At 53.9% G+C, this 12,003-nt stretch carries 13 protein-coding genes and 1 other RNA gene; 4 read left to right on the top strand and 10 right to left on the bottom strand.

Features of this window, described 5'->3' with window-relative positions; translation table 11 throughout:
• Positions 1-259: 259 nt before the first annotated feature.
• The 4 genes from ubiI to LZ634_RS14875 form a co-directional block, all read right to left on the bottom strand.
• On the bottom strand, positions 260-1,462 hold the full coding sequence (gene ubiI, locus LZ634_RS14890; protein WP_234506689.1) for an FAD-dependent 2-octaprenylphenol hydroxylase: 1,203 nt from the start codon (positions 1,460-1,462) through the stop codon (positions 260-262).
• A 20-nt stretch (positions 1,463-1,482) separates the two neighbouring features.
• A complete protein-coding gene (gene ubiH / locus LZ634_RS14885) occupies positions 1,483-2,661 on the bottom strand; it encodes a 2-octaprenyl-6-methoxyphenyl hydroxylase (protein ID WP_234506686.1) in 1,179 nt (392 codons plus the stop codon).
• On the bottom strand, positions 2,658-3,974 hold the full coding sequence (gene pepP / locus LZ634_RS14880) for a Xaa-Pro aminopeptidase (RefSeq protein ID WP_234506682.1): 1,317 nt from the start codon (positions 3,972-3,974) through the stop codon (positions 2,658-2,660). Before pepP ends, ubiH begins: the two co-directional genes overlap by 4 nt.
• A gap of 65 nt (positions 3,975-4,039) precedes the next feature.
• On the bottom strand, positions 4,040-4,618 hold the full coding sequence (locus LZ634_RS14875) for a YecA family protein (RefSeq protein ID WP_234506679.1): 579 nt from the start codon (positions 4,616-4,618) through the stop codon (positions 4,040-4,042).
• Between the two features lie 157 nt (positions 4,619-4,775).
• Between LZ634_RS14875 and zapA the strand changes: the two genes are divergently transcribed.
• The 3 genes from zapA to LZ634_RS14860 all read left to right on the top strand — a co-directional run bounded on the left by zapA (position 4,776) and on the right by LZ634_RS14860 (position 5,947).
• Positions 4,776-5,105 (top strand): cell division protein ZapA, encoded by a 330-nt coding sequence (gene zapA / locus LZ634_RS14870; protein ID WP_052281984.1) that lies wholly within the window; start codon positions 4,776-4,778, stop codon positions 5,103-5,105.
• Between the two features lie 41 nt (positions 5,106-5,146).
• A non-coding RNA gene (gene ssrS / locus LZ634_RS14865) (6S RNA) lies at positions 5,147-5,330 on the top strand.
• A gap of 20 nt (positions 5,331-5,350) precedes the next feature.
• Positions 5,351-5,947: a 5-formyltetrahydrofolate cyclo-ligase gene (locus LZ634_RS14860; RefSeq protein WP_234506677.1), complete on the top strand. Its 597-nt coding sequence runs from the start codon at positions 5,351-5,353 to the stop codon at positions 5,945-5,947.
• Between the two features lie 91 nt (positions 5,948-6,038).
• Here LZ634_RS14860 and LZ634_RS22750 read toward each other — a convergent pair whose 3' ends face one another.
• The 3 genes from LZ634_RS22750 to rpiA all read right to left on the bottom strand — a co-directional run bounded on the left by LZ634_RS22750 (position 6,039) and on the right by rpiA (position 8,485).
• Positions 6,039-6,098, bottom strand: a complete 60-nt coding sequence (locus LZ634_RS22750) for a type I toxin-antitoxin system Ibs family toxin (protein WP_185669884.1) — start codon at positions 6,096-6,098, stop codon at positions 6,039-6,041.
• 229 nt (positions 6,099-6,327) lie between these two features.
• Positions 6,328-7,560 carry a phosphoglycerate dehydrogenase gene (gene serA / locus LZ634_RS14855; RefSeq protein WP_234506673.1) on the bottom strand — a complete coding sequence of 411 codons (1,233 nt, stop codon included), beginning with the start codon at positions 7,558-7,560 and terminating at the stop codon, positions 6,328-6,330.
• A gap of 265 nt (positions 7,561-7,825) precedes the next feature.
• Positions 7,826-8,485 (bottom strand): ribose-5-phosphate isomerase RpiA, encoded by a 660-nt coding sequence (gene rpiA / locus LZ634_RS14850; RefSeq protein ID WP_234506671.1) that lies wholly within the window; start codon positions 8,483-8,485, stop codon positions 7,826-7,828.
• A gap of 213 nt (positions 8,486-8,698) precedes the next feature.
• Here rpiA and argP point away from each other — a divergent pair, with 213 nt between their 5' ends.
• Positions 8,699-9,592: a DNA-binding transcriptional regulator ArgP gene (gene argP, locus LZ634_RS14845; RefSeq protein ID WP_052281981.1), complete on the top strand. Its 894-nt coding sequence runs from the start codon at positions 8,699-8,701 to the stop codon at positions 9,590-9,592.
• Positions 9,593-9,641: 49 nt separating this feature from the next.
• Here the strand turns inward: argP and LZ634_RS14840 are convergent, their stop codons facing one another.
• The 3 genes from LZ634_RS14840 to LZ634_RS14830 all read right to left on the bottom strand — a co-directional run bounded on the left by LZ634_RS14840 (position 9,642) and on the right by LZ634_RS14830 (position 11,763).
• On the bottom strand, positions 9,642-10,400 hold the full coding sequence (locus LZ634_RS14840) for an oxidative stress defense protein (RefSeq protein ID WP_234506668.1): 759 nt from the start codon (positions 10,398-10,400) through the stop codon (positions 9,642-9,644).
• A gap of 85 nt (positions 10,401-10,485) precedes the next feature.
• On the bottom strand, positions 10,486-11,121 hold the full coding sequence (gene argO, locus LZ634_RS14835; protein WP_234506665.1) for an arginine exporter ArgO: 636 nt from the start codon (positions 11,119-11,121) through the stop codon (positions 10,486-10,488).
• 306 nt (positions 11,122-11,427) lie between these two features.
• Positions 11,428-11,763: a hypothetical protein gene (locus LZ634_RS14830; RefSeq protein ID WP_234506662.1), complete on the bottom strand. Its 336-nt coding sequence runs from the start codon at positions 11,761-11,763 to the stop codon at positions 11,428-11,430.
• Between the last annotated feature and the right edge of the window lie 240 nt (positions 11,764-12,003).

The raw sequence follows: 12,003 nt of genomic DNA, 5'->3' as shown, positions 1-12,003 counted from the left end.
ATTAGCTTATGGCCAAAAGTCGCGAAAAATCATACAGAATGATTGACTACAAAAAAGCGAAATACACCACATATAATTAACAACAATGGCGATAGATTCAGCATAAGATGATATTTCATGCGGAAAATTAGGCGTGTTTTCCGTAACATGAAAACGAGCGGATTAAAAAATCTAATGCGAAAAACAGCGTGAAATTAGATTTTTTCAAATGAGGAGTCAGACTCCCGGCGGGGCCACCGGGAGCAAAAGTGTGATCGGCTTAACGAAGCCACTCTGGCAGGTCATTCAGGCCCATAGCCTGACGAATCAGCTGTGGTTTCACGCCGGGAAGCGTATCCGCCAATTTCAGGCCAATATCACGCAACAGTTTTTTGGCTGGGTTTTCGCCTGCGAACAGTTCACGGAAACCCTGCATCCCCGCGAGCATCATCGCAGCGCTGTGCTTACGGCTGCGCTCATAGCGACGCAAATAGAAATGCTGGCCGAAATCTTTCCCTTGTGCGTGTAGACGCTTGAGCTCATCGATAAGCTCAGCCGCATCCATAAAGCCCAGATTGACGCCCTGCCCGGCTAACGGATGAATGGTGTGCGCCGCGTCGCCCACCAGCGCCAGGCGATGCGCCGCAAACTGGCGCGCGTAACGCCCGGTCAGCGGATAAATTTGCCGTTCACTCTCGACTTTGCACAGCCCCAGACGATTATCGAAGGCAATATTCAGCGCCTGGTTAAACTCGGCCTCGCTGGCCTGCTGCATCCGTTCGGCTTCCTGCGGCGATAGTGACCAAACGATAGAGCACAGGTTTGGATCGGACAACGGCAGAAACGCGAGAATGCCTTCACCATGGAAGCACTGACGCGCAACGGCTTCGTGCGGCTCCTCAATACGTACCGTCGCTACCAGTGCGTGATGGCGATAGTCCCAGAAGGTCAGCGGAATATCGGCCTTATTACGCAGCCAGGAGTTGGCACCGTCGGCCCCGACCACCAGACGAGCGGTCAGCATATTGCCGTCTTTCAGCGTCAGAAAAGCTTCGTTCTCGCCCCACACCACTTGCTGGAGTTCGGCGGGAGCCATTAGGCTTACGTCGGCACAGCGCTCGGCTTTCTGCCATAAAGCGTGATGAATCACTGCGTTCTCGACGATATGACCGAGGTGGCTGTAGCCCATGCTGCGATCGTCAAACGCGATGCGGCCAAAACTGTCTTTATCCCACACTTCCATACCGTGATAGCAGCTGGCGCGCTGGGCGACAATCGCCGACCAGACGTCCAGCTTCGACAACAGTTTTTCGCTGCCGGCATTAATGGCCGACACGCGCAGCGCGGGTGGCGCGTCGGCTGCCAGTTCGTGTGGCAATGATTGCTCCAGCACCGCAACCCGCAGGCCGCTGCCCTGTAAACCGCAGGCCACCGCCAGCCCAACCATTCCACCGCCTACGATGGCAACATCAACACTCTGCACATTAACTCCTTAAACTGCTTCTAGCGGGCGACCCAGCCCAGCGTCCGCTGCGCCAGCACATCGCGTGCGGGGGTAAACAATTCCATCGCCATCAGCCCTGCGTTGCGCCCGGCAACCAAAGGAGCCCAACGATTAGCGAACAGATGTACCAGGCTATCGGTGACGCCGATAGTCGCGGATTTATCCTCCGCGCGCTGGCGTTGATACTGACAAAGTAGCGCATAGTCACCGATATCCTGCTGGACGTTATGCGCCTGTGTCAGCGTTTCCGCCAGCGTCATCACATCACGCATACCGAGATTAAACCCTTGCCCGGCAATCGGATGCAGCGTCTGCGCGGCATTACCTACCAGCGCCAGTCGGTGCGATACCGTTCGCGTAGCGGTGGTCAACGACAGCGGATAGACGCTACGTGCACCTGCTTGCGTGATTTGCCCTAAGCGCCAGCCAAATGCCTGCTGCAACTCATGGCAAAAACGTGCATCGGACCAACTTAATACCTCGTCATGGCGTTCCAGCGGATGGCACCACACCAGCGAGCAGCGATTTTGCGACATTGGCAGCATCGCCAGCGGCCCATGTTCAGTGAAGCGCTCAAATGCGCGCCCCTGATGAGCAACGGCGGTGGTAACGTTAGCAATCACCGCTACCTGGTTATAAGGCTCTTGCTGCCAGTGGATACCACACTGTTCTCCAAGCGTGGAGCGCGAGCCATCGGCGGCCACCAGCAGTTTGCCGTTCAGCGTTTCACCGTTATCCAGCGTCACGCTGACGCCGTCGGCTTGCCGCGCTACCTGCGTCACCCGCGAAGGGCAGTGCAGCGTCACGCCGCGAGCTTTGCGCAGCAGGGTGAAAAGCCGTTGACCCACATCGTGCAGTTCAACCACATTTCCCAGCGCCGCCAGACGGTAATCAGCCGCGTCTAAAGTTACAAAACCGGCATGTCCGCGATCGCTGACGTGAACGGTGGTGATAGCCGTCGCGCAGTCGGCGATGGCCTGCCAAAGGCCAATTTTCGCCAACTGCTGACAGGTACCCGCCGCCAGCGCAATCGCCCTGGCGTCAAATCCCGGATGCTGGGCAGCATTGATATCTGCCGCCTCGACCAGGTGTACCGGCAAACGGCCCTCAGTGAGGTGCGAGACCGCCAGCGCCAGCGTTGCACCGGTCATCCCGCCGCCGACAATAATCAGGCTCATAGCTGACGCGCCGCCGCCATTAACGCTTCAATGTCATCAGCCGTTTTCACCACATCGGCGGTGAGATTTTCGTTACCGTCTTCGGTGATGAGAATGTCATCTTCAATACGAATGCCGATGCCGCGATACTCCGCCGGCACATCGGCATCCGGGGCGATATACAGGCCCGGCTCAACGGTCAGCACCATGCCCGGCTCCAGCACGCGAGAGCGATCGGCCCCGTATGCACCCACGTCGTGGACGTCCAGTCCCAGCCAGTGGCTCAGACCGTGCATAAAGAACGGACGATGAGCGTTATCGGCAATCAGCTGATCGACTTCGCCCTTAAGGATCCCCAGCCCTTGCAGACCCGTCACCATGATGCGCACCACTTCGGTGGTGACTTCCTGAATGGAAGTGCCTGGACGATAAAGCTCCAGCGATTTGTGCAGCGAGGCGAGCACGATGTCGTAAATGGCGCGCTGAGCCGGGCTGAATTTGCCGTTAACCGGGAAGGTACGGGTGATATCCCCGGCGTAGCCCTGGTATTCACAGCCAGCATCAATCAGCACCAGTTCGCCGTCGCGCAGCTCGGATTCATTTTCGGTGTAGTGCAGGATACAGCCATTTTCACCACCGCCGACGATGGTGTTGTAGGACGGATAACGGGCTCCGTGGCGGGAGAACTCATGCAGAATTTCTCCTTCCAACTGATATTCAAACATCCCAGGACGGCATTTTTCCATCGCGCGGGTATGCGCCAGCGCGCTGATTTCACCGGCGCGACGCAGGATTTCAATCTCTTCGCTGTCTTTGAACAGGCGCATTTCATGCACCATAGGACGCCAGTCGACAATCGAGTCCGGCGCGCTCAGGTTCTGACGCGAACCCTTGCGCAGCTTATCCAGCGCGGTGAAGACGATTTCGTCGGCCCAGCTATATTCGCCCTGCGCGTGATAAATCACATCCAGGCCATTCAGCAGTTGATACAGCTGCTGATTGATTTCGCTGAAGGCTAGCGCGCGGTCGACGCCCAGTTTTTCTGGTGCCGCATCCTGGCCCAGACGGCGGCCAAACCAGATTTCTGCGGTCAGGTCGCGGACGCGGTTAAACAGAACGCTATGGTTGTGGGTTTCATCACTTTTAATCAGCACCAGCAAGGCTTCCGGCTCATTAAAGCCGGTGAAGTACCAGAAATCACTGTTCTGGCGATAGGGATACTCGGAGTCCGCACTACGAGTCACCTCGGGCGCGGCAAAAATCAACGCCGCGCTGCCTGGCTTCATCTGCGCCAGCAGCTGCTGGCGACGGCGGAGAAACGCTTGCTGTGTCATGACATCTCCTTTCAATCCCTTAGCGCCCCGTCAGCGTCTTTGCGCAGTAAACGGAGCAGGTACGGTTAGTGTAATGTTGGTTTTTGTACTTCCGGTGCTGTTGGCTGCGGGCGAGTGAACAAATCGTGGCACAGCAGCGCGGCTACGCGGACGTATTCGATAATCTCTTCCAGCGACATCTCCAGCTCTTCCTGGTCTTCATCTTCTTCATAACCAAGTTGCGCAATATTACGAAGGTCGTCAATGGCTTCGCCTGTTTCACCTTTCACTTTATCGAGCTTTGGCTGCACCATGCCCAACCCTAGCAGGAAGTGATTCACCCAGCCACAGAGTGCGTCAGCGCGTTCAAACACGCTGACTTCATCGCCATCAGGCAGATAAAGCTGAAAAAGAAAACCGTCATCTTCCAGTGCATCGCTGGTCGCGGCATGCATTGAACGCAATGACTGAGCCAGTTCATGACCGAAGGCCAGACCTTCGTTAGTCAGGTCATGAACCAGCGGCTGCCAGGAGCTGTCCTTATTGCCGCCACACAGCAGGCCGCTTAGCAGACCGTGCATTTCAGCAGGCGTCAGGCCTACCCCTTGTTGGTTTAATTGCTGGTTCACCGCGGTGTAACCCGGCATTTCGTTCTGTATAGACATGGCATTCGTCATTGTTGGGAGGATTTCATGATATGCTACCACTTTGGACCCTGGGGATACCAGAAAAGGGCTTGTATGTTCATACCAGGGTAGCTATAGTGTCGCCCCTTCACATCCTGAGAGTGAAGGTCGCGCAGTCAATCAGCAGGAAGGTGGCATGTCTGCAGAACCCGTCGATATCCATATTTTTGGCCGTTCACTGCGAGTGAATTGCCCGCCTGAACAAAGGGATGCTTTGAATCAGGCTGCGGACGATCTGAATCAGCGGTTGCAAGATCTGAAAGAACGCACTAGAGTCACAAATACTGAGCAGCTGGTTTTCATCGCCGCGTTGAACATCAGCTACGAGTTAACTCAGGAAAAGGCGAAGACGCGCGACTATGCTTCGAGCATGGAACAGCGCATTCGGATGCTGCAGCAGACCATTGAACAAGCGTTGCTTGACCAGGGTCGCACATCTGATAAGTCAGGGCCAAAGTTTGAATAACACTTTGCAGTTTACTATGGTAGAGTAACTGTGAAGAAAAAATTTCTCTGAGATGTTCGCAAGCGGGCCAGTCCCCTGAGCCGATATTTCATACCACAAGAATGTGGCGCTCCACGGTTGGTGAGCATGCTCGGTCCGTCCGAGAAGCCTTAAAACTGTGACGACGCATTCACCTTGAACCAAGGGTTCAAGGGTTACAGCCTGCGGCGGCATCTCGGAGATTCCCCTTCTACCTACCGGTCGTTATGACACAGCTTCCAGAGCACATTCTCTCCCGACAAGAAATTCGTCAGCTAATCCGGCAGCGTCGTCGTGCGCTCACATCAGAGCAACAAACTCAGTTTGGCCAACAGGCCGCGGCCCGAATGATGGCCTGGCCGCCAATTGTCATGGCGCAAACCGTCGCTGTGTTTTTGTCCTTTGACGGTGAACTTGATACCCAACCGCTGATTGAACAACTCTGGCAAGCGGGCAAGCGCGTTTATCTACCGGTGTTGCATCCGTTCAGCCCGGGCAACCTGTTGTTTCTGCACTACCATCCGCAAAGCAATCTGGTGATAAACCGCCTGAAAATCAACGAGCCGAAACTCGACGTGCGCGACGTGCTGCCACTGAATCAGCTGGATGTTCTCATTACGCCGCTGGTTGCCTTTGATGAACACGGACAGCGTTTGGGTATGGGCGGTGGTTTTTACGATCGCACCTTACAAAACTGGCAGGCGCACGGCATCCAGCCCGTTGGCTACGCTCATGACTGCCAGCAGGTGACCGCGCTGCCGGTCGAAGAGTGGGATATCCCCCTTCCCGCCGTCGTCACACCATCAAAAGTGTGGCAGTGGTAGGTGTTTTTCGTCGATTGACAGCGCTGCATTTTTGACCTAAATTCCTCGGTAAAGGGTGAGGGAGGCGAACCTCCCTCCTGCATAAAGACTGTTAATATGCTGGCCAAGCGATGATTAACAGAATCAGCAGTATGATGACGAGTCTCATCATTGTCCCTTTCCTTTTAAGAGCCCCTGCTTCGGTAGGGGCTTTTCCGTTTCAGCCCCATGCTGAGCCTCTATCGTAAGTGGCTTTCTCACGTGGACAAGGTACAGCGAAGCCTTTAATCACCGTTTGCGGCGAGGCTCGTAAATGAGATGTATCGCTTGCAGAAAGGAAGATGACGCAGGAAGGGCTGACGGAATACGGGCAGACCATTGGCCTGCCCGTGAAAGAGAGATTAGTAAAGCAGACGTGCGCGCAGAGTGCCCGGAATTGCCTTCATGCTCAGCAGCGCTTTTTCAGCCACATCTTCTTCCGCTTCAATATCAATAACCACATAACCCATATCGGAGTTAGTTTGCAGATACTGTGCGGCAATGTTGACGCCCTGATCGGCGAAGATCTGGTTCAGCGCCGTCAGTACGCCCGGACGGTTTTCATGGATGTGCAGCAGACGACGGCCACCGTGCAGCGGTAAAGATACTTCCGGGAAGTTCACCGCAGACAGCGTAGAACCGTTGTCGGAGTACTTCGCCAGTTTACCGGCCACTTCCAGACCGATATTTTCCTGCGCTTCCTGAGTAGAACCACCGATGTGCGGCGTCAGGATAACGTTGTCGAATTCGCACAGCGGCGATGTGAACGGTTCGCTGTTGGTCGCAGGTTCCGTTGGGAATACGTCAACGGCAGCACCGGCCAGGTGTTTGCTCGCCAGCACGGCGCACAGCGCTGGGATATCGACGACTGTACCTCGTGAGGCGTTAATCAGCAGCGCACCAGGCTTCATTAGCGCCAGCTCTTCCGCGCCCATCATGTTTTTGGTGGAGGCGTTTTCCGGCACGTGCAGGCTAACCACATCGCTCATGTTCAGCAGGTCAGAGAGATGCTGCACCTGAGTCGCATTGCCCAGCGGCAGTTTGCTTTCAATGTCGTAGAAGAAGACGTGCATCCCCAGCGATTCAGCCAGAATCCCCAGCTGAGTACCAATGTGGCCGTAGCCGATGATGCCCAGTTTTTTACCGCGCGCTTCATAGGAGCCCGCCGCCAGTTTATTCCACACGCCGCGGTGCGCCTTGGCGTTAGCTTCAGGAATACCACGTAGCAGTAATAGCAGTTCGCCAATCACCAGCTCCGCCACGGAACGAGTGTTGGAGAATGGGGCGTTAAACACGGGAACGCCGCGTTTTGCCGCCGCTTTCAGGTCAACCTGGTTGGTACCGATACAGAAACAACCTACCGCCACCAGTTTTTCAGCGGCCGCTAAGATCTCTTCCGTCAAGTGCGTGCGGGATCGCAGGCCGATGAAATGAGCATCACGGATCGACTCCTTCAGCTGTTCGCTATCCAGCGCACCCTTGTGAAATTCGATATTGGTGTAACCTGCTGCGCGAAGGCTATCCAGCGCCTTCTGGTGCACGCCTTCAACCAGCAGAAACTTAATTTTGTCTTTTTCCAGTGATACCTTAGCCATTTCCCCGTCCTGTCTTTGTTTTACTGATGTTGTGCTGAACGAAAGTTCATCTAAGCAACATATCAAAAATAAATATTGCGGCAATATGAACGTTTGCGTCGGGGTCATGAAGAACGGTCACGCAGGGCAAAATGCCAGCATAAAATGCTAAGCGGAAAACTAAACGTGGGATGTTAATAAGAATGGGGTTGTAAATGTGACACAAGTCACCAAATTTAGCCTGAATAAAAAAAATGGGGGAAATAGTCATTCCCCCCGGGTCAGATCATTTCACAATAGTTTTCACGCCATCGGCGGTACCGATCAACGCCACGTCGGCACCACGGTTGGCAAACAGACCGACGGTAACCACGCCAGGAAGACCATTGATAGCATTTTCCAGAGCAATTGCGTCAAGGATTTCAAGGCCGTGCACATCGAGGATCACGTTACCGTTATCGGTCACTACGCCCTGGCGATATTCCGGACGACCGCCCAGCTTAACCAGTTCACGCGCTACGGCGCTGCGCGCCATTGGAATAACTTCAACCGGTAGCGGGAAGTTGCCCAGGATATCAACCTGCTTAGAGGCATCGGCGATGCAGATAAATTTATCCGCCACCGAAGCAATGATTTTTTCACGCGTCAGCGCCGCACCACCGCCTTTGATCATCTGCATGTGGCCGTTGATCTCATCCGCACCATCAACATAGATGCCCAAACGGTCGACTTCATTCAGATCGAAAACGGTGATACCGAGGCTTTTCAGCTTCTCAGTAGAGGCATCAGAGCTGGAGACCGCGCCTTCAATTTGTCCTTTCATGGTACCCAGCGCGTCAATAAAGTGTGCCGCGGTAGATCCCGTGCCTACACCGACAATCGTACCTGGCTGTACGTATTGAAGTGCCGCCCAGCCTACTGCTTTTTTCAGTTCATCCTGCGTCATGATAGTTTCGCCTGTGGTGTCATCATTTGCCGCGCATTATAGAACAGAACTCTGCCACAATTCGAGTCGCCCGCCGGGCTCTCGCTGGGCATCGTGGACGAGAGGCCCAACACGTGAGCAACATCACAGTAATGTGCAAACCATTTTCGTCTGTATCTACGGTCAATTTATGTCATAGTGCAGATAACACCTATACGGGAGCACCTCAGAGCAATGAAACGTCCGGACTACAGAACACTACAGGCGCTGGATGCCGTTATCAGGGAACGTGGGTTTGAACGCGCCGCGCAGAAACTGTGCATTACTCAGTCCGCCGTTTCTCAGCGCATTAAACAGCTGGAGAACATGTTCGGCCAGCCGCTACTGGTGCGTACTGTCCCGCCACGCCCAACCGAACAAGGGCAAAAGCTGTTGGCGCTGCTGCGTCAGGTCGAGCTGCTGGAAGAAGAGTGGCTGGGTGACGAACAAACCGGCTCAACGCCTCTGTTGCTGTCGCTGGCGGTCAACGCCGACAGTCTGGCGACCTGGCTGCTGCCCGCATTGTCAGAGGTTCTCAACAACTCCCCTATCCGCCTGAACCTTCAGGTGGAAGATGAAACGCGTACCCAGGAACGCCTGCGTCGCGGTGAAGTGGTCGGCGCGGTGAGTATTCAGCCGCAGGCATTGCCAAGCTGTCTGGTCGATCAGCTCGGCGCGCTTGATTACCTGTTTGTGGGTTCTAAAGCCTTCGCCGAACGTTATTTCCCGAATGGCGTGACGCGTTCTGCGCTACTGAAAGCCCCTGCTGTTGCCTTTGACCACCTCGATGATATGCATCAGGCATTCTTACAGCAGAACTTCGACCTGCCGCCGGGCAGCGTACCGTGTCATATCGTTAACTCGTCGGAAGCGTTCGTACAGCTGGCGCGTCAGGGCACGACCTGCTGTATGATCCCCCATCTGCAAATTGAGAAAGAGCTGGCCAGCGGCGAGCTTATCGACCTGACACCAGGGTTATTCCAGCGCCGTATGCTCTACTGGCACCGTTTCGCACCTGAAAGCCGCATGATGCGCAAGGTGACCGACGCCCTGCTCGCTTACGGGCACAAAGTTTTGCGTCAGGATTAAGGTAAAAAAAAACCCTCGCATCGCGAGGGCTTTTTAGTATTACCGTCAATTACTTCGCTGCTGCAGGAGCTGGAGCTGCTGCTGGCGCAGGTGCTGCGGCCTGTTCAGGCTGAAGCTGGAACACCACATCGACCTGATCGGCAAACTGGATCGCTTCCTGCTCGTAGCTTTCCTGTGCAGAAACCGGTGCTGCGTCGGCTTTCATCATGCGTACCATCGGGCTAGGCTGGTAGTTAGAAACGTGATAACGCACGCTGTATACCGGCCCCAGCTTGCTGTGGAATCCGGACGCCAGCGACTGCGCCTGATGAATAGCATCTTCAATTGCCGCTTTCCGCGCTTTATCTTTGTATGCATCCGGCTGCGCAACGCCCAGCGATACCGAGCGGATTTCATTCAACCCGGCCTTTAAGGCGCCGTCGAGCAGAGAATTGAGTTTATCCAGCTGGCGCAACGTGACTTCCACGGTACGTACTGCACGATAGCCTTTCAGTACGCTTTTCCCATTCTGATAGTCGTAATCCGGCTGGGTTCGCAGGTTAGCGGAGCTAATATCTTTCTTGTTTACGCCGTTTTGTTCAAGGAAAGAGAGATATTGCGCAACGCGCTGATCGGCCTGTTTCTTGGCACTCGCGGCATCTTTAGCAGCAATATTCACTTCGATAGAAAGCGTCGCGATATCAGGCACCGCATCCACGCTCGCTGTCCCTGACGTGACAATATGTGGACCATCCGGCAATTCATTTGCCTGCACTGACATTGCGCTAAACCCGATTACTGCAGCCAGAGCCATCACTTTAAACTTCACTGTTGTATCTCCATGGTTATCACCCGACAACGGGGTCTTGCCTGCAAGCTTAGCCGTTGCCAGATGAAAGTCCATCAGATGACGCTTAGTTAATGAGTGCCTGCAGGTGTCCAACACCCTCTTTTGCCAGCTGAAAAGCGATAATCCACATCACGAGACCGACCACTACGTTGATAATTCGCTGAGCTTTCGCCGTACGCAGACGCGGTGCCAGCCAGGCTGCCAGCAGCGCAAGCGCGAAGAACCATAAAAACGATGCGCTGATGGTACCAAGTGCAAACCAGCGTTTAGGCATCACATCCAGTTGCCCGCCCAAACTGCCCAGTACAACAAAGGTATCAATGTACACATGCGGATTAAGCCAGGTCACCGCCAGCATGGTGGCGATAATCTTCCAGCGCCCCTGCTTCATCACTTCCGCGTTGGCCAGTTCAATATTACTGCCCATGGCCGTTTTCAGCGCGCCGAAACCGTACCACAGCAAGAAGGCGACGCCGCCCCATGTCACCAGCGCCAGCAGCCACGGGGATGACATCAGCAGTGCGCTGCCACCAAAAATGCCGGCGCAGATAAGCAATAAGTCGCTAACCGCGCAGAGCAGCGCAATCATCAGGTGATATTGACGACGAATGCCCTGGTTCATGACAAAAGCATTTTGCGGCCCAAGTGGAAGAATCATGGCAGCGCCAAGCATAAGACCTTGAAAATAGTAAGATAACACGGTGTATTTTTCACTTAATGTTAGTATGTAGCGAGACTATAGCGCGGGATAATCATTAGATGAAATGGATTGTTTTAATAGGTTATTAGTTAAACTAATAATACACCACCGAGCACGGTCTGCATATTCATTCAGTGGCTATGCGTGTTACCGCATTTCATTGCCACAAACTGAATCCGTCCTTGCCGTGTACAAGGACGGATAGCTCGAGGATATTCACAACGCGATGAAACTCAGCAAAAGATCGCAGAGCAACCACACAGAGCCACTCTCTGCATCATTCTCAGAGGTCAGAACGGTGAACATTCAGGGTAGGCTCGCCTCCGTCCAGTCGAGATCAAGCGAGAACCCATCATCCGACCTTTCCAGAGAGACTTGATAGCCGGAGTCGCGAAACAGTTTCATGATTTTCTCCAGTTCCTCTTCTGCGCCTTCGTTACCTAGAATCGGGAATTTCTCCCGGCTAAAAAAAGCGGAGACAACCCCCCTCTTATGCTTTTTCGGATCTCTTAATAAACGCACCAGGTCTCCGGAGATCAGCGATTTTTCATTAGCGATGCGCTGAGTCAAATCAGAACGATGCTTTTTGTAAGTCTGGTTAAGTAAGTAAGCTTTAGGAATAAACATTTCAGTGGCTGTCATTCATTATTTTATGTTTTCACGAATTCAGCGCGTGCAGCCTGACCTTGGGTCTCAAAGCAGGCTCAAACGGTCAGCGCTGATTAATTCGCGGCAATGTTGTGCATCTTCCGCGTGAGTGTACTGACTTTAAAACCTGGCGACTATTGCAGCAGCACGCATTATCAATACTGAAATAAACTTTCTGCTGGCAATATCATCTTCGAATATTTATCCAATAAAATTTATCGCTACCGTGAATAT

This window comes from Kluyvera intermedia (genome assembly GCF_021440345.1).
In the GTDB taxonomy this organism is placed as follows: domain Bacteria; phylum Pseudomonadota; class Gammaproteobacteria; order Enterobacterales; family Enterobacteriaceae; genus Kluyvera; species Kluyvera intermedia_A.
The sequence above is the reverse complement of the archived record's forward strand: the minus strand, read 5'-3'. Positions and strand labels throughout refer to the sequence as shown.